The sequence below is a fragment of the Actinokineospora sp. PR83 genome (assembly GCF_021056305.1).
GTDB classification, from domain to species: Bacteria; Actinomycetota; Actinomycetes; order Mycobacteriales; family Pseudonocardiaceae; genus Actinokineospora; species Actinokineospora spheciospongiae.
Genome location: NZ_JAJCXD010000036.1, coordinates 16,139 through 35,368, shown reverse-complemented (window position 1 = coordinate 35,368; position 19,230 = coordinate 16,139). Strand labels below are relative to the sequence as shown.

18 protein-coding genes are annotated in these 19,230 nt (G+C 74.4%); 17 read left to right on the top strand and 1 reads right to left on the bottom strand.

The features are described 5' to 3' along the window. The first annotated feature begins 143 nt into the window (after nt 1-143). The 13 genes from L6E12_RS12685 to L6E12_RS12625 all read left to right on the top strand — a co-directional run bounded on the left by L6E12_RS12685 (nt 144) and on the right by L6E12_RS12625 (nt 12,777). On the top strand, nt 144-2,063 hold the full coding sequence (locus L6E12_RS12685) for a type VII secretion-associated protein (protein WP_236228100.1): 1,920 nt from the start codon (nt 144-146) through the stop codon (nt 2,061-2,063). A 33-nt stretch (nt 2,064-2,096) separates the two neighbouring features. After that, entirely contained in the window at nt 2,097-2,573 is a 477-nt protein-coding gene (locus L6E12_RS12680) for a hypothetical protein (RefSeq protein ID WP_236228099.1), read from the top strand. Between the two features lie 235 nt (nt 2,574-2,808). Continuing rightward, nucleotides 2,809-3,120, top strand: a complete 312-nt coding sequence (locus tag L6E12_RS12675; RefSeq protein ID WP_236228098.1) for a WXG100 family type VII secretion target — start codon at nt 2,809-2,811, stop codon at nt 3,118-3,120. A gap of 74 nt (nt 3,121-3,194) precedes the next feature. Then, nucleotides 3,195-3,488, top strand: a complete 294-nt coding sequence (locus L6E12_RS12670) for a WXG100 family type VII secretion target (RefSeq protein ID WP_236228097.1) — start codon at nt 3,195-3,197, stop codon at nt 3,486-3,488. Between the two features lie 402 nt (nt 3,489-3,890). Next, nucleotides 3,891-4,334: a 50S ribosomal protein L13 gene (gene rplM, locus L6E12_RS12665; RefSeq protein ID WP_035290612.1), complete on the top strand. Its 444-nt coding sequence runs from the start codon at nt 3,891-3,893 to the stop codon at nt 4,332-4,334. Further along, complete coding sequence (gene rpsI, locus L6E12_RS12660) at nt 4,331-4,924, top strand: 30S ribosomal protein S9 (RefSeq protein WP_236228096.1); 594 nt, start codon at nt 4,331-4,333, stop codon at nt 4,922-4,924. Before rplM ends, rpsI begins: the two co-directional genes overlap by 4 nt. A 135-nt stretch (nt 4,925-5,059) precedes the next feature. Further along, nucleotides 5,060-6,394, top strand: a complete 1,335-nt coding sequence (glmM, locus tag L6E12_RS12655; RefSeq protein ID WP_035290614.1) for a phosphoglucosamine mutase — start codon at nt 5,060-5,062, stop codon at nt 6,392-6,394. 225 nt (nt 6,395-6,619) lie between these two features. Continuing rightward, entirely contained in the window at nt 6,620-6,925 is a 306-nt protein-coding gene (locus L6E12_RS12650) for a hypothetical protein (RefSeq protein ID WP_236228095.1), read from the top strand. Continuing rightward, nucleotides 6,925-9,186: a hypothetical protein gene (locus tag L6E12_RS12645; RefSeq protein ID WP_236228094.1), complete on the top strand. Its 2,262-nt coding sequence runs from the start codon at nt 6,925-6,927 to the stop codon at nt 9,184-9,186. The genes L6E12_RS12650 and L6E12_RS12645 overlap by 1 nt, the downstream gene beginning before the upstream one ends. Beyond that, nucleotides 9,183-9,728, top strand: coding sequence for a hypothetical protein (locus L6E12_RS12640; protein WP_236228093.1), 546 nt, complete (start codon nt 9,183-9,185; stop codon nt 9,726-9,728). The genes L6E12_RS12645 and L6E12_RS12640 overlap by 4 nt, the downstream gene beginning before the upstream one ends. A gap of 144 nt (nt 9,729-9,872) precedes the next feature. After that, nucleotides 9,873-10,181: a hypothetical protein gene (locus tag L6E12_RS12635; RefSeq protein WP_236228092.1), complete on the top strand. Its 309-nt coding sequence runs from the start codon at nt 9,873-9,875 to the stop codon at nt 10,179-10,181. Then, nucleotides 10,181-12,511 carry a WXG100 family type VII secretion target gene (locus L6E12_RS12630; protein WP_236228091.1) on the top strand — a complete coding sequence of 777 codons (2,331 nt, stop codon included), beginning with the start codon at nt 10,181-10,183 and terminating at the stop codon, nt 12,509-12,511. The genes L6E12_RS12635 and L6E12_RS12630 overlap by 1 nt, the downstream gene beginning before the upstream one ends. Next, nucleotides 12,508-12,777, top strand: coding sequence for a hypothetical protein (locus L6E12_RS12625; protein ID WP_236228090.1), 270 nt, complete (start codon nt 12,508-12,510; stop codon nt 12,775-12,777). Before L6E12_RS12630 ends, L6E12_RS12625 begins: the two co-directional genes overlap by 4 nt. A 99-nt stretch (nt 12,778-12,876) precedes the next feature. On the opposite strand, the gene L6E12_RS12620 is transcribed toward L6E12_RS12625, so the two are convergent. Further along, nucleotides 12,877-13,701: a dienelactone hydrolase family protein gene (locus L6E12_RS12620; RefSeq protein WP_236228089.1), complete on the bottom strand. Its 825-nt coding sequence runs from the start codon at nt 13,699-13,701 to the stop codon at nt 12,877-12,879. Between the two features lie 49 nt (nt 13,702-13,750). Between L6E12_RS12620 and glmS the strand changes: the two genes are divergently transcribed. The 4 genes from glmS to L6E12_RS12600 are packed head-to-tail and all read left to right on the top strand — an operon-like array spanning nt 13,751 to nt 19,225. Then, nucleotides 13,751-15,610, top strand: a complete 1,860-nt coding sequence (glmS, locus tag L6E12_RS12615; RefSeq protein ID WP_236228088.1) for a glutamine--fructose-6-phosphate transaminase (isomerizing) — start codon at nt 13,751-13,753, stop codon at nt 15,608-15,610. Nucleotides 15,611-15,613: 3 nt separating this feature from the next. Further along, nucleotides 15,614-17,056, top strand: a complete 1,443-nt coding sequence (locus L6E12_RS12610; protein WP_236228087.1) for an NAD(P)H-hydrate dehydratase — start codon at nt 15,614-15,616, stop codon at nt 17,054-17,056. Next, nucleotides 17,049-18,140, top strand: coding sequence for an alanine racemase (gene alr / locus L6E12_RS12605; protein ID WP_236228086.1), 1,092 nt, complete (start codon nt 17,049-17,051; stop codon nt 18,138-18,140). The genes L6E12_RS12610 and alr overlap by 8 nt, the downstream gene beginning before the upstream one ends. Beyond that, entirely contained in the window at nt 18,137-19,225 is a 1,089-nt protein-coding gene (locus L6E12_RS12600; RefSeq protein WP_236228085.1) for an alpha/beta fold hydrolase, read from the top strand. The genes alr and L6E12_RS12600 overlap by 4 nt, the downstream gene beginning before the upstream one ends. The last annotated feature ends 5 nt before the right edge of the window (nt 19,226-19,230 follow it).

Below are 19,230 nucleotides of genomic sequence, written 5' to 3'. Positions count from 1 at the left end.
CACCCCGAGCCCCGACCCCTCGCCAGAGGGGTCGGGGCTCGGCACTTCCCGGGGCACCGGCGCCGCGCCGGGGCGCCCCGGCTGCCCGCACCGCTCTTGTCCGGGCACGTAGGGTGATCCCGGAGCCGAGCGGGGGGTGGACTGTGGCGCTGCGTGTGGCGGTCGACTTCGGGACGTCGAGCACCTGCGTGGCCGTCTCGGTCAACGGCCGGGAGCCGCAGGTGGTCGTCGTCGACGGGCAGCCCCTGCTCCGCTCGGCCGTCTACGCCGCCACCGACGGCACCCTGTTCGTCGGCCAGGAGGCGGAGCGCCAGGCCGCGCTCGACCCCTCCCGCTACGAGCCCCACCCCAAGCGCCGGGTGGACGAGGCCGAACTCCTCCTCGGCGACGCGGTCCTGCCGGTCCCGGCGGTCTTCCGCGCCGTCCTCAGCCGGGCCGTGGCCGAGGCCAGGCGGGTCGCGGGCGGCGCCCCGGTCGACCAGCTCGTGCTGACCCACCCCGCCGACTGGGGCGGTGTGCGCACCCAGGTCCTGCGCCAGGCGGCCGCGGGCCTGGGCCACCGGATCGCCACCGTCCCGGAACCGGTGGCCGCCGCCGTGTTCCACGCCGCGAGCTTCCCCGGCCCGCCGCAGCGCGCCCTCGCCGTCCTCGACGTCGGCGGCGGCACGGTGGACGTGAGCGTCGTGCGCACCCAGGGCCACCGGCACACCGTCCTGGCCACCAAGGGCGACCCGTCCTTCGGCGGCGCCGACGTCGACCAGCTCCTGCTGGAGCACATCGGCGCCACCTCCGGGCACCCCGAGGCCTGGCGCGACCTGGTGGATGGCCGCGACCTCGCCGAGCGGCGGCGCCGCCGGGTGCTGCGCCAGGACGTCCGCGACGCCAAGGAGACCCTCTCCCGGCACCCCTACACCGACGTCCCGCTGCCCTCGCCGTTCCCGGACGCCCACGTCACCCGCGACGACCTGGAGCGCCTCATCGCCGAACCCGTGGGCCGGGCGGTGCGGCTGGTCAGCGCGGCGGTGGAGGAGTCGGGGCTGACCCCGGCCGAGCTGACCGGGGTGTTCCTGGTCGGCGGCTCCAGCCGCATCCCGCTGATCGCCCGGCTGGTGGCCGAGCGCACCGGCGTGGTCCCGGTGACCCTGGACCAGCCGGAGACCGTCGTCGCCCGGGGCGCGCTGCGCGCGGTCGCCCCCGACCCGGAGGGCACCGGCGTGCTCGCCCCCGGCCAGGACCGCACCGTGCCCACCAACCGCCCCCCGATCAGAACCGCCGAGGAGCGCACCCGCCCCGTCCACAGCCCGGGCGAAGAGCGCACCCGGCCGGTCCACAGCCCGGCCGAGGAGCGCACCCGGCCGGTCCGCGGCCCGGCCCACCGCCACCCCTCCGGTCCGCTGCCGCGCCCGCTGCCCACCGGCCCGCGCCCCCCGGGACCCCCGTCCGGCGGGTTCCCCGCCGCGCACCCCGGGGCCGCCGCGGTCCGACCGTCCACCCCGGACAGCGCGCGGGGGGCGCGCGGGCGCACGTGGCTGCTGGTCGGCCTGGGCGCGCTGGTGCTCGCCGTCGCGGTGGCGGTCACCCTGGTCGTGGTGCTCCGCCGCGAGGAGCAGCCGCCCGCCGACCCCGGCCGGGTCATCGCCCAGTACGAGTACCGGTTCGCGCTGCCCGAGGGCTGGACCCAGACCGGGGGCGACCCGGGCCTGCTGCGCACCGAGATCAGACCGGCCGACGACACCGGTGGCGGGGATGCCGTGCTGGTCGAGGAGAAGCGGCTCAGCTTCGACAGCGGCGCCGAGCGGTCCCGCGCGGTGGACAAGCTGCGCAGCGACTACGAGGCGGGCGGCGACCAGTTCACCGACTTCGCCGACGCGACCAGGTTCGCCGACCGCGATGTCGTGCACTACCGCGAACAGCTCGACGCCGAGAGCGCTACCGTCGACTGGTACGTCCTGTTCCAGGGTGCGGCCCAGGTCAGCGTCGGGTGCCAGTACACCGACGAGGGCCGCGACCGGGTCGCGCGGGCGTGCGACGCGGTGGTCCGGTCCATGGTGGTCACCGGCTGAGCCCGGCCACCGGCTGGGATGAGGGGAGCGGGGATGAGCGCGCCGAACGAGGGCTTCGCCGAGTCGGTGGCCCGGTTCCGGTCCGAGGTGTCGGCCGCGGTCACCCGGGCCAGGCGGGCCTCCGCCGAGGCCGGGGACCAGGTGGCCGCCTTCCGCCGGGAGAACGACGCCCTGGCCGCCCGCGCCCGCGACGGTGGCCTGCGGGTCGGGGCCGACGAGCTGACCGACCCGAAGGCCCGCGAGCGGGCCGCCGAGTGGCGCCGGGAGCGCGGCCTGTCGGTCGACGAGTTCCCCCCGGCGCACCGGCTGGTCGTCGAGCGGGAGCCGGAACCGGAGCCCGAACCCGAGCCGGTGGACGACCCGCTGGCCGAGAACGACCCGGTGGTCCTGGAGCGCGACGACCCCGAGCCGCCCAGGCCCGCCCGCCCGGCCCCGCCGGTCCGGCGCACCGACCCCGAGGACGACGACGGCTACTTCGCCGACCAGCAGATCCTGCTCGAGGGCGGCTGATTCCCCCGGCCGCGTCGCGAACGCACATGGCAGCTTCACCAATGTGAAGTCCCGCTATTGCCGCGCGCCCGGCCAAAGTGCCTCTGACCTGCGGGTTCCCCGTTCCGGCATTTACGGGAGCAACTACCTGCGAACAAGTCGCACGCAGACGGAACCGAACCTGGCAGGGTCATCGTCGTAAGCGGCGTACGAACAAAGAACGCGTACGACCCACTACCACCAGGGGGTTCTCCCAATGTCCGGTTACGGAATCACGCCCGAAGAGATGGCCAAGGCCGCTGTCGACGTCGACAACGTCAACGAGGAGAGCCAGAACGCGCTCAAGAGCCTCGGCAGCGCCCTCGCCCCGCTGCACGACAACTGGAAGGGTGGCGCCGCCCGCGCGTTCGCCACGCTGATGGAGCGCTACAACACCGACGCCCAGAAGCTGCACAACGCCCTCGCGGCGATCTCCGAGCAGCTCAAGCAGTCGAACGCGGCGTACGTGCAGCAGGAAGAGGAGTCCTCCTCCTCGATGAGCTCCATCGCCAACGTCCTCGGCGGCTGAGTTCCCGCCCTCTTCGCTCCGCGGTTGATTTCCAGCTTCCAACCCCAGACTTCGCAGACTTAGGGAGAACCACAATGTCCGGCGACATGATCAAGGTCAACTTCGCGGAGGTCGCGAACGCCTCGGCGTCCCTGGCCTCCACCTCCGGCCAGCTCGAGGGCCTGCTCGGCGACCTCAAGGCCCGCCTGGCCCCGCTGGCCGCAGGCTACACCGGTGCCGCCTCCGAGGCGTGGGCCGCCAAGCAGGCCGAGTGGGACAAGGCCTACGACGAGCTCAAGCAGGTCCTCTCCTCGATCGCCGTGGCCGTGCAGCAGTCCGGTGAGAACTACGAGGCCACCGAGAAGGCCAACGCCAGCAAGTGGGGCTGATCGACCGCTGCCCCCTGGTGGCGGGTTGAGTCGAGAACTCCCGAGTGGGGCCCGGAGCGAGAGCTCCTGGGCCCCACTCGGGTTTTTCGTGTGTCCGAAAACACCCGTGCCCGCCCGGGGTGCTCCCCGGTGCCCCGCCACCCGCCCGCGCCACCCGCCCGCCACCGGCGCCGAACCACCGGTCGACGCCCGCTGAACAGCGGGAAAACACCGCCAACAGGGGGCCGTTTTGACCCTCCGGGAGCGACCCGGTATCTTCTTACGTTGTTGTGCGGCGCGGGGCGTGAAGCTCGACTGGTCGAACGCGAGTCGAGTGGCGTTGCGCGCCCCAGGTTGACCAACTCAACCCGGGGTGATGCCCGCACAGGCACCCATGACGCAAGTTGACGATGAGGTAGACCCGTGCCCACGTACAGCCCTAAGCCCGGCGAGGTCGACCGCGCCTGGCACGTGATCGATGCCGAGGACGTGGTGCTCGGCCGTCTCGCCACGCATGTGGCCACGCTCCTGCGTGGCAAGCACAAGCCCACTTTCGCCCCGCACGTGGACACCGGCGACTTCGTCGTCATCGTCAACGCTGAGAAGGTCGTGCTGACCGGCAACAAGCGGGACCAGGCGTTCGCGTACCGCCACAGCGGCTACCCCGGCGGTCTGCGCAAGCGGTCCTTCGGCGAGCTGCTCGACACCAAGCCCGACCGCCTGCTCGAGAAGGTCGTCAAGGGCATGTTGCCGAAGAACAAGCTCGGCCGCGCGCAGGGCAAGAAGCTCAAGGTCTACGCAGGCCCGGAGCACCCGCACGCCGCCCAGCAGCCCAAGCCGTTCGAGATTGCGAAGGTCGCCAAGTGAGCGAGGACGTCCAGACCCCCGAGACCGACGAGGCCCCCGTGGCCGCCGTCGAGACTCCCGAGGCCGACGCGGTCGAGGAGACCCCCGAGGTCGCCGACACCGACGCCGACGAGTCGGCGGAAGAGGCCCCGGCCGAGTCCGACGCCGTCGAGTACGAGGTCGCGGAGGACGCCGACGAGGCGCCCGCCCTCCCGCGCATCGGCAACGAGACCGCGCAGACCGTCGGCCGCCGCAAGCAGGCGATCGTCCGGGTCCGCATCCTCCCCGGCACCGGCCAGTTCACCCTGAACGGCAAGTCGCTCGAGGAGTACTTCCCGAACAAGGTGCACCAGCAGCTCATCAAGGAGCCGCTGGTCATCACCGAGAAGCCGGAGTCGTTCGACATCCGCGCCCGCCTGCACGGCGGCGGCATCACCGGGCAGGCCGGTGCGCTGCGCCTGGCCATCGCCCGCGCGCTGATCGAGCTGGACATCGAGGACCGCCCGGTCCTGAAGAAGGCAGGCTTCCTGACCCGTGACCCGCGGGCCAAGGAGCGCAAGAAGTACGGTCTGAAGAAGGCCCGCAAGGCGCCTCAGTACAGCAAGCGCTGATCGAGGGCTTTCCCGGGAAGGAGCGGCAGGTGCCAACCTGCCGCTCCTTCCTGCGTCTCACACCCCAGCAGGTCCTGGTCCCCAGGGTCGGCGGCCCGACGGCCCCCGGCCCCACCGCAGCGGAGGATGCACCCCATGGCACGCCTGTTCGGCACCGACGGAATCCGGGGGCTCGGCAACCGGGACCTCACCCCGGAACTGGCCCTGTCGGTCGCCGCCGCGGCGGCGGCGGTGCTGGCCCCCCGGGACGGCTCGCACCGCCCGGTCGCCGTGGTCGGCCGCGACCCCCGCGCCAGCGGTGAGATGCTCCAGGCCGCGGTGTGCGCGGGCCTGGCGTCCGCGGGCGCGGACGTGCTCCAGGTGGGCGTGCTGCCAACCCCGGGTGTGGCGCACCTGGTCGGCGCGCTCAACGCCGACCTGGGCGTGATGATCTCCGCCTCGCACAACCCGATGCCGGACAACGGCATCAAGATCTTCGCCGCGGGCGGGCACAAGCTCGACGACGTGGTGGAGGACGCGATCGAGGCGGCGCTGGCGCAGCCCGCCGAGCGCCCCATCGGCGCCGGGGTCGGCCGCATCTACGACATCACCGACGCCCACGACCGCTACGTCGCCCACCTGCTGGCCTCCACCCCGAACCGCCTCGACGGCCTCAAGGTCGTCGTCGACTGCGCCAACGGCGCCGCCTGGGCCGCCGCCCCGCAGGCCTACCGCGAGGCGGGCGCCGAGGTCATCGCCATCAACGCCCTCCCGGACGGCGAGAACATCAACGACGGCTGCGGCTCCACCCACCTGGAGCCGCTGCGCGCCGCCGTCCTCGCCGAGGGCGCCGACCTGGGCATCGCCCACGACGGCGACGCCGACCGCTGCCTGGCCGTGGACGCCGCGGGCGAGGTCATCGACGGCGACCAGATCATGGCCGTGCTCGCCCTGGCCCTGCGCGACTCCGGCGAACTGGTCGACGACACCATGGTCGTCACGGTCATGAGCAACCTCGGCCTGCACCTGGCCATGCGCGACGCGGGCGTCAAGCTCCGCAGCACCGCCGTCGGCGACCGCTACGTCCTGGAGGAACTGCGCGGCGCGGGCCTGGCCCTCGGCGGCGAGCAGTCCGGCCACGTCGTCCTCCCCGGCTACGCCACCACCGGCGACGGCCTGCTCACCGCCATGCGCCTGATGGCCCGCGTCGTGGCCACCGGCCGCCCGCTGGCCGAACTCGCGGGCGTCATGCACCGCCTCCCGCAGGTCCTGGTCAACGTGCGGGTCGCCGACAAGGCCGCCGTCGCGGGCTCCGCCTCGGTCGGCGCCGCGGTCACCCAGGTCGAAACCGAACTCGGCGACACCGGCCGCGTCCTGCTCCGCCCCTCCGGCACCGAGCAACTGGTCCGCGTCATGGTCGAGGCCCCCACCCACGACCTCGCCCAGTCCTGCGCCGACCGCCTCGCCGCCGTCGTCTCCGCGGCGAGCTGACCTGGTGAGCATCGGCCTCAGCGAAGCCCTGATCGTCCTGGTGCTGCTGGTGCTGTTGGTCGGCGGCGTCATCGTGGCCCGCAGGAGCCGCTGACCGGGGGGCCGGGACACCATTCGGCGAACGGCCCACCCGCGTCGCCGTGACCTCGGTACATTTCCCCCGTACGGAACCGAGCAAGGGGGGACAGGATGCCGGACGGGTCACAGCCCTCGGGCGGAACGGAGATGGACCCGGAGGCGGTCTCCGCGATCGCCGACGAGGTCGACGAGTTGGCGCAGGCACTGACCGCGGCCGCGGCGTACCCCACGCCAGCGGAGGGGCTCTCCGTGGACAACTTCGGCGGCTTGCCCGCCGCGCAGCGCGTCGGAGCCGACTTCCTGGAGATGAACCAGCAGTTGGCCACCTCGTTCGGCTACGTCGGGCAGCTGATGACGGCCACCGAGAACGCGCTCAAGGCCGCCGCAGGCCTGCAGGTCGACACCGAGACCCAGGCCGCGGACACCTTCGGCCGGGTGGGCGGGGCGTTCTGATGGGGGGCATCAGCGCCGCGGCCAACGAGATCTTCGCCATCGTCGACGAGCAGCCGCCGGACGTCGACACCAGCGACACCGGTCAGAAGCTGCTCCAGGACCTCCAGCCCCTGCGCGACATCCTCAAGGAGGAGCGCTTCGGGTACGTCTTCGAGGCGTGGGGGCGCAGCAGCTTCAACCTGGCCCCGTACGACACCCCCGCCTGGGGGAAGCTGACCACCGACGTGGACATCACCAAGCTCGACTCGATGCACTTCGGCAACCTGCGCGACATGGTCGGCCGGGCCACCAAGATGGCCGAGGTCGCCACGCACCTCGGCGACGCCATGGGCGCGGCGAACTCGGGCATCGGCACGGTGTGGAAGGGCGAGGCGGCCGACGCGGCGCTGGCCAAGTTCGCCGAGGTCGTGGCGGGCGCCAAGCAGTTCGAGGACACCTACACCACCCTCGCGGGCGCACTGGACGGCCTGTGCACCAACACCCGTGAGGCCGTGGCCGACCTGGGCGGGTTCGCCGCGGGCGACCAGCGCGGCGGGCAGTTCCTCGGGATCTACGGCGGTACCAGCGGCGACTGGTTCGCCGAGATCAAGCGGAACGTCGACGGGCTCAAGACGATCGCCGGGCAGGGCTTCCCCGACCTGATGGCCATCTGGAAGCGGATGGGCGAGGACAGCGACTTCCTCTACGACATGCTGGAGGACCACTACGGCCCGTTCCCCGCCGGGCTCCGGCTCTACGAGGAGATCCACGGCACGGTCCTGTGGCTCAACGACTTCGGCGGCTGGTACAAGAGCACCGTCGAGGAGCTGCGCGCCCGGCTGAAGTCCACTGTGGACTCGATCAAGCAGGACTTCGGCAACTTCAACTCCCTCATCGGCGACCTCGACGCGCCAGCCAAGGTCGGTGAGCCCTCGGCGACCAACCCGTTCGCCAAGATCGCGCCACCGCCCCCACCCGTGGAGAAGCCGGAGGAGGTCGAGCCGGAGGAGAAGCCCGCAGAGAAGGAACAACCCGTGGAAAAGGCCGACACCGGCGGTGGCCCGCCCGGTGGCGGTCCCGGCGGTGGCCCGGGCGGCGGTCCGGGCGGCGGTCCCGGTCAGCAGCAGGTCGAGATGCCGCCCCCGCCGGACGTGTCCGCGATGCCGGAGGACGTGCCGGGCGCGACGGACCCGGCCACGACCGACCCCGCTTCCCTCGACCCGACCGATCCCGCCGCCGACCCGACCGGCGCGGGCAGCAGCCCGCTCAACCCGGCCGTCGGGCAGCAGCAGACGGTGACGATCGCCGACGGCGATCGGCGGATCTCGGTGTCCAGCCCGGACAGCGAGGGTCACGTGACCGTCACCGTCGACGACGGGTCGGGCGCGCCGAAGACCTACGAACTCGACTTCGGCGCCCAAGGGCAGCCGGGGCAGGCCACCCCGGCCGGGGTGGCCCCGGGTGCCGCGCCGATCCTCTCGGCCCTCACCCCCGACGGCGGCCCGGTCGCCGACCAGTCGGGCCGGGCCGGGCAGCCGGACCAGCAGGCCCAGGTGGTCCAGGCGGGTCCGGACGGCAAGGCGCTCATCCAGGACGGCCCGCTGGCGATCACCGCCGAGCAGGCCACCGGGCCCGCAGGCGGCCTCGTGCTGACCGTGGACGACGGCTCCGGCTCGCCGACCACCTACACCGTCGACCAGCAGGGCGCGACGACCGCGGACGCGCAGCAGACCCCGGCCCAGAGCGGCCCGGCCTCCCAGCAGGTCCCGGCCCAGCCATCGGCTGCCCAGGCCCACGCCGGTCAGCAGGGTTTCGCGGGCCAGGGCTTCGCCGCGCAGGACCAGCCGGGACCGGATCAGCAGTACGCGGCGGGCACGCCCACCCAGTCCACCTTCGCCCAGTCCGCGCTCACCGCGGACAGCGGTGAGAGCTGGGGTGCCGCGGGCGGCGCACTCGACACCGACGGTGCCCCGAGCACCGACCAGGACCACCACCGGGACCGCGGTGGTGACGGGTCGATGACCCCCTCCGGTGCGGGCGAGGCCGGGCTGTCCTCCGCAGGCGGCGCGGGTGGCGACCCGTCCGGTCAGGCCGGTTCCGGTCTGGCGGGCGGTGGGGGCATGGGCGGCGGCATGGGTGCGGGCATGGGCGGCGGCGGTGGGGGTGGCCAGGGCGGCGACTCCGAGCGTGCGGGCAGCCAGTGGCGCACCGTGGGCAACCTGTTCGACGACGACGAGGACGAGACAGTCGGTGGCGCCATCGGCGCGGAGTGGGGGCGGTGACGGTGGGCATCGAGCAGAACCCGCTGTTCCGGATCGCGCAGGCCCGGTTCGAGGAGTCCCGGTACGCCCGGCGGGCCGAGACCGCCCGGATCGACGCGGAGTTCGCGGCCCGCGCCGAGCGGCTGGCCGCCGAGAAGGCCGGGCGCGACGAGCAGTTCGCCGCGCTGCTGGACCGGGCCAAGGCCATGACCCAGCGCAAGCCCGAGCCGGAGCAGGGCAAGTGGGTGCCCAAGGCGTCGCGGCAGGTGGTGATGACCTTCGGCGACGAGGAACTGCAGGCGGAGGCGGCCACGCGGACGCGGCCTATCCCAGTCCAGTCCGCGCCGCAGCAGCAGCCGCTGCCGTCCCTGCCGCCGACCGCGCCCATCCCGGTGCCCGAGCCGGTGCGGGAGCCGCAGCCGCCGCGGTACCTGTCCTTCGGGGGCGAGGAGGACGAGGCGGAAGCCGCGCCCCCGCCGCCGGTGCAGCGGCGGCCGGTTCGGCCGAGCAGGCCCGCCGAGCCCGACGACGACGACCTGTCCGGGCACACCTGGATGCGCTGATCCGTCCACCGCGGACGCCCCGCTGCCGAGTCCACTCGGGAGCGGGGCGTTTTGCGTCCGTTAAGGGATCTGCCCGATCCGGAACCCGCTGCGGTCGCGCCGACGTCGTAGGCGCACGAGCAGGTGCGAGGGAAGAGGGCGATCGTGGCGGACGGGTACAGCACCGGGGGTGAGTTGGCCGGGATCGCCGGGCGCATCAAGGGGCAGGTCGAGCCCATCGGCGCGCAGGCGGACCGGCTCGACGACGGGCAGGTCGGTTCGGCCGACTTCGGGCGGGCGTTCGCCGACCGCGGGGGCGCCTACGCCGAGGCCCTGCGCGGGCACCTCGTCGCCGGGGTGCGCGGGTACGCCACCGCCACCAGCACCTACGCCGACCGGCTGACCGACACCCACCGCGACTACACCGCGGCCGAGCAGGACAACAGCTCCACCGTCCGGAATGCGTGGCAGTGATGGCCGAGTACAGCACCTGGGACGAGGTCAAGGCCGTCCTGGACGACCCCGCCGTCTCCGACGACGACAAGGCCCGCATCCTGCGCGCCTTCGCCGACGTGCACGGCTCCTCGCCGTTCCTCGGGCGCGACCCGGAGTTCTGGGACAACGCCGAGGAGATCGAGGACTACGCCGACCGCTACGGCGTCACCGACGACGTCCGCGACCGGATCGGCGGCTTCCCCAGCCGGGAGGAGCGGGACGCGGGTCAGGCGACGCTGGACCGGGAGCTGGGCCGCGCCGAGTGGGACCGGGCCGTCGCCCGGGCGGGGGAGGACCTGGCGGGCCTGCCCGGCCGCACCGTCGAGGGCGGCGGCGCGGGGGTCGGCACCTCCGACGAGATCCTCGAACCCGGCTCGCGCGGCATGGGTTTCTTCGCGCTGTTCCTCCCGCCCTACCGGGACTGGCGCTGCGGTGGTCCCGACCTGCACACCGACTTCGAGAACGTCTACGACGAGCTGAAGTCCATCAACTTCGGCCGGTTCCGCGCCGACGCCGCCACCATGGGCCAAGTGCACGGCGAGCTGACCGAGGCCACCCTCGACCTGAGCACCGCCGCGGGTGACCTGCGCGGCGTGTGGTCCGGCCCGGCCGCCGACGCCGCCGACGCCTACGGGCGCGCGTTCGTCGGGCACGGCCGGGAGGTCGCCGACAGCGCCGGGACCGCCTCGACCCTGGTCACCGAGGCCGTCGCGCACATCGAGACGGCCGTGCTGCACCGGGCGCAGACGGTGTTCGGGCTGTGGGCGGACACCGTGGACGGCCTGACGCCCCAGGACACCTCCCGGGTCATCCGGGCCGCCCGGCGGCAGGCGGACCGCGACGAGCTGCGCGACATGCGCGGCTGGCCGATGTTCGGCGGGCTCGACGACGACCTGTTCTCCTGGCTCGGCTGGATCCTCTGGGGCGACCAGGTGCAGACGATCATGGCCCAGGCGGCCCAGGAGTGGCTCGACGGCACGTTCGTGGCCCTGTTCGACCAGAAGAAGAAGACCTTCGACGAGATCTGCGCCTCCACCAGGGAATCGGTGTCGGAGGGGTGGGCGGCCGTCGTCGACGGGCTGAACGCCGTTCCGGCCGACCCGTTCGCCGACCTGGCGGGCGGCATCGAGGTGCCGCGGCCGGACACCGAGCAGGGGCCGTCGACGCAGGGGCCGGGCGCGGTGGAGAACCCCACGTCGGGGAGCCCCTCGTCGGGTGGCGGCGGTGCCCCGACCGCGCCTTCGTCGTCGGGCAGCCCGTCCGCGCCCGGCGGGGGCGGATCCGGGTCGGGGGCCTCGGGTGGCGGCGGGTCCCCGCAGGCGCCCGCGGTCCCGACCGTTCCGCAGGGTGCGCTCACGCAGCTCGACCAGACGCCGGGTGCGGGCACGGTGCCCCAGCTCGACGACCTGATCACCGACGGCGTGGGCGGGCACGCAGGCGGTGGGGTGGGCAACGCGCTCGACCCGGCCCCGGACACGGTCACCATCACCGACGGGGACGTCTCGTACACGGTGTCCGAACCGGACGCGGCCGGGCGGGCGACGCTCACCGTGGACACCGGGGACGGCAAGCCCACGACCTACCAGCTCGACTTCGGCCCGACCGGCGCCGACGCGGGCTTCGGGCCCGAGCGGCGCGTCGCGGCGGAGGGCGTCCTCACCCCGGAGCCGGGCACGGACCGGATCCGGGTCACCGACTCGCTCACGGCCGAGCGCACCGAGGACGGGAAGATCGTCCTGAGCACCCCGGGCGCAGACGGCGCGGCCCCGAAGTCCTACACCGTCGACTTCCACGAACCCACGTCCGCCGATCCCGCTTCGCGGCTGACCGGGCTGACCGGGCTCACCGGTGGGATGCCGGTGGACACCGCGACCGCGGGCGGTGGCCCCGCGGGCGGTGGTGCTGCCGGTGGTGGTTCCGGCGGTGGTGGCTCGGCAGGCGGCGGCTCAGTGGCGGGTGGTGGCTCGGCCGGGGGCGGTTCCTCCGGCGGTGGGGCTTCCGCGCCCGCCACGCCCGCGCCCGCCGGGCCGGGGTCGTTCGCCGGGGCCATGCCCGCCGAGGCCGCGCCGGGGAACCCGGTGGGGGGCGGCGTCGCTGCCGCGCCCGCCGCTTCCGGTGGGTCGTCCGGGGGCGGTGGCGGGTTCGGCGCCGCGCCGATGATGGGCGGCATGGGCGCGGGCGGTGGCGGCAACGCCGGGGGGACCGACCGCGAGGCCAACCGCTACCTGGTGGCCAAGGACGTGTTCGAGGAGGACTTCGACCGCTTCGCCAGGGTCAAGGGGATGCTGGACCCGGAGTCGGTCAAGTGACCCCCGGCCTGGACGGGGCGCGGGCCCGGTTGGCGGCCGCCGCGGCGGCCGTCCGGGAGGTGCGGCTCCGGGAGGAGGACGCGCTGGCCGAGGTGCGGCGGCGGGCGGCGGCCAACAGCACCGCCGCCGGTGCCACCGCGCTGGAGGCCGCCAAGGCCATCGACCGTTCCGAGAAGGCGGCGAAGCCCACCACGGCGAAGTCCACCGCGCCGCCCCGACCGGAGCCGAAGTCCTACGTGCTGGACCTCGGACCCGACGAGGACTGAGGTCCCACCGGACCGGGGAGCGACCGCTCCCCGGTCACGTGCCCTGGTCGGCGGCCGATGAGGACTGGGTCCAGTGAGGCCGGGGGCGGGTGCTCCCGGTCACGCGCTCTGGTCGACCGGGTCTTCCAGGGTGTTGTCGAAGGTGATGTCGGCCGACTTGAACGGGGTCTCCAGGAGCGGCAGGTAGTCGCGCTGCCCCGCCAGGTGCACCAGGAAGAACGCCGTCAGCAGGGCCTTGGCCGCCTTGTGCGTCGCCGACTCCGCCTTGCCCGCGACCAGCAGCCCGCTCCAGTGCCTGCCCTCGGTGAACCCAAGGTGGCTGGCCTTGGGCAGGGTGCGCACCTGCGCCGGGCCTGCCCACGCCTCGGCGATCAGCTCCGCGTTGGCCACCGGTGGGGCGACGACGTCGCGCCCGCCGACCAGGTGCAGACCGGGCATGGCGCACTCCCGCGCCGCGTCCGTGGCGAACGGGCGGGTCTGGGCCGCGGCCAGGGTGGCCACCGCCCCGACCTTCGGGTTGGCCGCCGCGGCCAGGACCGCGCTGCCGCCGCCGGTGGAGTGACCGGCCAGGCCGAGCTTGCCGGGGTCGACGCTGATCGCGCCGTCGCCGAGGCGGACCCCCACGCAGACGTCCAGGGTGGTCTGCAGGTCCGCGGCCAGGAGCCGGTGCGAACCGAGCGGGCCCGCGTGGGTGGCCGGGGCCGCCGCGACGACGCCCCAGGACGCCAGGTGGCGCAGGAGGCCGTGGTAGCGGGAGGGGGGTTGCAGCCAGCCGTGGCCGAAGGCGACCGCGGGCAGGCCGAGGCCCGACTCCGGGGTGCAGACCAGTCCGGGCATCCCGACGAGCGCCAGGTCACCGCGCAGGACTCGGTGCGGGCCCTGGCGGGACAGCTCGACGAGGAGGTTCTTGGCCTTGCGTGCCATGCGCGCAGCCTATCCGGGTCCCCCCGGCGCGGCCGGCTACCCTGGTCGGGTGTGCGGAATCATGGGATACGTCGGGCACCGGCCCGCGCTGGACGTCGTGTTGGACGGACTGCGCAGGCTCGAGTACCGCGGATATGACTCTGCGGGTGTTGTCGTCCTCGCGGACGGTGGGCTCGCGGTCGAGCGCAAGGCAGGTCGGCTCGCCAACCTGGAAGCGCGGCTCGACGAGGTGGGCCGGGACGGGTTCGCGGGCACCGCGGGGATGGGCCACACCAGGTGGGCCACGCACGGGGCGCCGGTGGACCGCAACTCCCACCCGCACCGCGACGCCACCGGGCGGGTGGCCGTGGTGCACAACGGGATCATCGAGAACTTCGCCGCGCTGCGCGCCGAGCTGGAGGCGGCCGGGGTCGAGCTGATCAGCGACACCGACACCGAGACCGCCGCGCACCTGGTCGCCCTGGCCTACGCGACCGGGGAGACCGCCGGGGACTTCCCGGCGAGCGTGCGCGCGGTGTGCCGTCGGCTGGAGGGCGCGTTCACCCTGGTGTTCACCCACGCCGACCACCCGGACCTGATCGTCGCCGCGCGCCGGTCCTCGCCGCTGGTGGTCGGGATCGGCGACGGGGAGACGTTCCTCGCCTCGGACGTGGCCGCGTTCATCGAGCACACCTCCCAGGCCGTGGAGCTGGGCCAGGACCAGGTGGTGCTGATCACCCGCGACGGGTACGAGGTGACCGACTTCGCCGGGGAGCCCGCGCCCGCGAAGCCGTTCACCGTCGACTGGGACCTGTCGGCCGCGGAGAAGGGCGGCCACGAGTACTTCATGCTCAAGGAGATCGAGGAGCAGCCCACCGCGCTCGCCGACACCCTGCGCGGGCACTTCGTCGGCGGCCGGATCGTGCTCGACGAGCAGCGCCTCTCCGAGCAGGACCTGCGCGACGTCGACAAGGTGTTCGTGGTGGCCTGCGGCTCGGCCTACCACTCCGGCCTGGTCGCCAAGTACGCCATCGAGCACTGGACCCGGCTACCGGTCGAGGTCGAGCTGGCCAGTGAGTTCCGCTACCGCGACCCGGTGCTCGACCGCGCGACCCTGGTGGTGGCGATCTCCCAGTCCGGGGAGACCGCCGACACCCTGGAGGCGGTGCGGCACGCCCGCGAGCAGAAGGCGCGCGTGCTGGCCGTCTGCAACACCAACGGCGCCCAGATCCCGCGCGAGTCCGACGCGGTGCTCTACACGCACGCGGGCCCGGAGATCGGGGTCGCCTCCACCAAGGCGTTCCTGGCCCAGGTCGCGGCGAACTACCTGGTCGGCCTGGCCCTGGCCCAGGCCCGCGGCACCAAGTACCCCGACGAGGTGGCCCGCGAGTTCCACGAGCTGGAGGCCATGCCCGCGGCCGTGCGGACCGTGCTCGGCACCAGCGAGCAGGTCCGCGCGCTGGGCCGCGAGCTGTCCGACGCCAAGGCGGTGCTGTTCCTGGGCAGGCACGTCGGCTTCCCGGTGGCCCTGGAGGGCGCGCTCAAGCTTAAGGAGCTGGCGTACATGCACGCCGAGGGCTTCGCCGCCGGTGAGCTCAAGCACGGGCCGATCGCGCTGATCGAGCAGGGCCTGCCGGTGGTGGTGGTGATGCCGTCGCCGAAGGGGCGGGCGGTGCTGCACTCGAAGCTGGTGTCGAACATCAGCGAGATCCAGGCCCGCGGCGCGCGCACCATCGTCATCGCCGAGGAGGGCGACGAGACGGTGCGCCCGTTCGCCGACGAGCTGATCGAGGTGCCCGCCGTCCCGACGCTGCTGCAACCGCTGGTGTCGACGGTGCCGTTGCAGGTGCTCGCCGCGGAGATCGCCCGGTCGCGCGGCTACGACGTGGACAAGCCGCGCAACCTGGCCAAGTCCGTCACCGTGGAGTAGGTCGTGCGAGGCGCGTGGTCGACCGGCCGCATCCGCGAGGCCGAGGAGAAGGTACTGGCCGTCACCCCCGGCGGCGCGCTGATGCGCCGCGCCGCCTGGGGGCTGGCCGGGCGGGCGCGGCGGATGCTGGCCGAGCGCACCGGCGGGGTGGCGGGCCGCCGGGTCCTGCTGCTCGTCGGCGCGGGCAACAACGGCGGCGACGCCCTGTGGGCGGGCGCGTACCTGCGGCGCCGGTCGGTCGGGGTGAGCGCGCTGCTGCTCGCCCCCGACCGCGCGCACGCCGAGGGCCTGGCCGCGTTCCGGTCGGCCGGTGGGCGGGTGGTGACCGGGGTGGTCCCGGCCGACCTGGTCATCGACGGGATCGTGGGGCTGTCCGCGCGCGGGTCGCTGCGCCCGGACGCCGCCGCGGTGGTCGAGCGGATCAGCGCGCCCATCCTGGCCGTGGACCTGCCCAGCGGCGTCGACCCGGACACCGGGGCCGTCGACGGGCCCGCGGTCACCGCCGCGGCCACGGTCACCTTCGGCGGGTACAAGCCGGTGCACTTCCTCGCCGGTGCCCGCTGCGGCGAGGTGCACCTGGTCGACCTGGGCCTGGAGCTGACCGACCCGGACTTCGCCGTCCTCGACCGCGCGGACGTGGCCGCCGCCTGGCCGCTGCCGGGGGAGTCCGACGACAAGTACACCCAGGGCGTCGTCGGCGTCACCGCCGGGTCGTCGACCTACCCGGGCGCGGCCGTGCTGGCCACCGGGTCGGCGGTGCGCGCCACCTCGGGCATGACCCGGTACGCCGGGTCGGCCGCCGAGGAGGTCAGCAGGCGCTACCCGGAGGTCGTCGTCACCGGCTCGGTCACCGACGCGGGCCGGGTGCAGGCGTGGGTGGCCGGTCCCGGCATGGGCACCGGCAACGCCGCCCGCGACGTGCTGCGGCACGTGCTCGACGCCGGGGTGCCCACGGCGGTCGACGCCGACGGGATCACCCTGCTCGCCAACCACCCGGAGCTGTGGGACGCCCGCGACCCGGGTGCCCCGGTGCTGCTCACCCCGCACGACCGCGAGTTCGCCCGGATCGCCGAACCGCGCGGCATCACCCTGGGCGCCGACCGGGTCGCCGCCGCCCGCGCCCTGGCCGCGGAGCTGAACGCGACCGTGCTGCTCAAGGGGCACGCGACCGTTGTCGCCGGGCCGGACGGGCGGGTGCTGGTGAACCAGGCCCGCTCGCACTGGCTGGCCACCGCGGGCTCCGGCGACGTGCTCTCCGGCATCGTCGGCGCGCTGCTCGCCGCCGGGCTCGACCCGGTGCTCGCGGGTGGTGCGGCGGCCTACCTGCACGTCCGGGCGGGGGAGCTGGCCGCCGACGGCGCCCCCGCGTCCGCGGCCCGGATCGGGGACGCGGTGACCGCCGCCATCCGCGACCTGGTGTGCGACGATGACCGCCGTCATGGCTGATCAGAACCCCGTGCGCGCCGAGGTGGTGGTCGACCTCGACCACCTGCGGCACAACGTCGCCCTGCTCGCCGCCCGCGCCGGGAGCGCGGACACCCTGGCCGTGGTCAAGGCCGACGCCTACGGCCACGGCGCCGTCCCGGTGGCCAGGGCGGCGCTGGAGGCCGGGGCGACCTGGCTCGGCTCCTGCTCCCTGGACGAGGCGCTGGCCCTGCGCGCGGCCGGGATCGACGCGCCCGTGCTGTCCTGGTTGGACACCCCGGGCACCGACCTCGCCGCCGGGGTGGCCGCGGGCATCGACCTCGGCGTGTCCAGTGTGGACCAACTGCGCGGCCTGTCCGGCGCCCGGCTGCACCTCAAGATCGACACCGGGCTCGGCCGCAACGGCTGCCCGCCGCGGGATTGGCCGGAGCTGGTCGCCGCGGCCGCCGCCTCGGACAACGAGGTCTACGCGATCTGGTCGCACCTGGCCTGCGCCGACGAACCCGACCACCCCTCCGTCGACGCCCAGGCCAAGCGGTTCGCCGACGCCCACGACGTCGCCCTGGCCGCCGGGCTCACCCCCAAGCGGCACCTGGCCAATTCCGCGGCGACCCTGCTCCGCCCGGACCTGCACTTCGACATGGTCCGCGTCGGCATCGCCATGTACGGGCTGAACCCGGTGCCGCAGCGCGAGGACCTGCGCCCGGTCATGTCGTTCCGCTCGTCGGTCGCGCTGACCAAGCGCCTCCCGGCGGGCGAGTCCGTCTCCTACGGGCACACCTGGACCGCCGACCGCGACACCACGGTGGCCCTGGTCCCGGTCGGCTACGCCGACGGCGTCCCCCGGCTGCTGTCGGGGCGGATGGAGGTCCTGCTCGCGGGCCGCCGCCGCCCGGTGCGCGGCCGGGTCTGCATGGACCAGGTCGTCGTCGACTGCGGCGACGACGAGGTGGCCGTGGGCGCGGAGGTCGTGCTGTTCGGCGACGGGTCGCGCGGCGAACCGACCGCCACCGAGTGGGCCGAGGCGATCGGCACCATCGACTACGAGGTCGTCACCGGCATGTACCGCCCCCGCGTGGTGCGGCGGTACCCGGGGGCGGCGTGAACCGCGCGGGCTGGGCGGGCCTGGTCGGCGCCGCGGTCGGCGTCGCCGCCGCGGGCGCCACCGTCGCCGTCCGCGTCGCCAGGGGCCGCGGGTCCGCGGAACCGGACCCGGGTGAGCGCCTGGGCGGGCTGGCCCCCACCCGCGAGTCCACGGTGACCACCGCCGACGGCCTGGCCCTGTCGGTGGAGGAGGTCGACCCCGACGACGGCGGCGAGCCCGCGCTGACCGCGGTCCTCGTCCACGGCTTCGCCATGAGCAGGCTCTGCTGGCACTTCCAGCGCCGCGACCTCGCCGCGCTGACCGACCCCCGGGTCCACCAGGTCCTCTACGACCACCGCAGCCACGGCCGCTCCGCCAGGGCGCGGGCCGACACCAGCACCATCGACCAGCTCGCCGCCGACCTCGGCGAGGTCATCCGCGCCGTCGCCCCCACCGGCCCGCTGGTCCTCGTCGGGCACTCCATGGGCGGCATGACGATCATGGCGCTGGCCGAGCGCGACCCGGCGCTGTTCGCCGACAGGGTGCGCGGGGTGGCGTTCATCGGCACCTCCGCGGGCGAGGTCGGCAAGTCCGGCCTGCCCCGGCCGCTGCTGTCGAAGTACAACCCCACGGTCCGGCTCCTCGGCGCCGTCGCGGACCGGCAGCCCCGCCTGGTGGAGCTGGTCCGGTCGGCGGGCGGGCGCCTGACCCGCCGGGGGACGCGCGTCCTGGGCTTCGGCAGCCGCGACGTGAGCCCCGCGGCCGTCGACTTCCTGGTGTCCATGCTCGACGCCACCCCGGTCCGCGTCCTCGCCGACTTCGCCGACACCCTGGGCAGCCACAACCGCTACGCCGCCCTGGCGGGCCTCAAGCACTGCCGGGTCCTGGTCCTCGGCGGCGACGAGGACCGGATGACCCCCTTCTCCCACTCCGAGCGCATCGCCCTGGAACTGCCCGACGCCACCCTGGTCGAGGTCCCGGGGGCGGGGCACACCGTCATGCTGGAACAGCCCGACCTGGTCACCGGGCACCTGACCACCCTGCTGCGCGAGTGCGCCCGCGGTCGCGGCGCGGACTCCGAGGGCGCGGCTCCGACGAGGAAGTGAGGGAC

Coding starts and splice junctions, on each gene's coding strand:
- L6E12_RS12630 (WP_236228091.1), top strand. CDS start 10,181: ATGGCCGAGTACAGCACCTGGGACGAGGTCAAGGCCGTCCTGGACGAC.
- L6E12_RS12670 (WP_236228097.1), top strand. CDS start 3,195: ATGTCCGGCGACATGATCAAGGTCAACTTCGCGGAGGTCGCGAACGCC.
- L6E12_RS12645 (WP_236228094.1), top strand. CDS start 6,925: ATGGGGGGCATCAGCGCCGCGGCCAACGAGATCTTCGCCATCGTCGAC.
- L6E12_RS12650 (WP_236228095.1), top strand. CDS start 6,620: ATGGACCCGGAGGCGGTCTCCGCGATCGCCGACGAGGTCGACGAGTTG.
- L6E12_RS12680 (WP_236228099.1), top strand. CDS start 2,097: ATGAGCGCGCCGAACGAGGGCTTCGCCGAGTCGGTGGCCCGGTTCCGG.
- glmM (WP_035290614.1), top strand. CDS start 5,060: ATGGCACGCCTGTTCGGCACCGACGGAATCCGGGGGCTCGGCAACCGG.
- L6E12_RS12675 (WP_236228098.1), top strand. CDS start 2,809: ATGTCCGGTTACGGAATCACGCCCGAAGAGATGGCCAAGGCCGCTGTC.
- L6E12_RS12620 (WP_236228089.1), bottom strand. CDS start 13,701: ATGGCACGCAAGGCCAAGAACCTCCTCGTCGAGCTGTCCCGCCAGGGC.
- alr (WP_236228086.1), top strand. CDS start 17,049: ATGGCTGATCAGAACCCCGTGCGCGCCGAGGTGGTGGTCGACCTCGAC.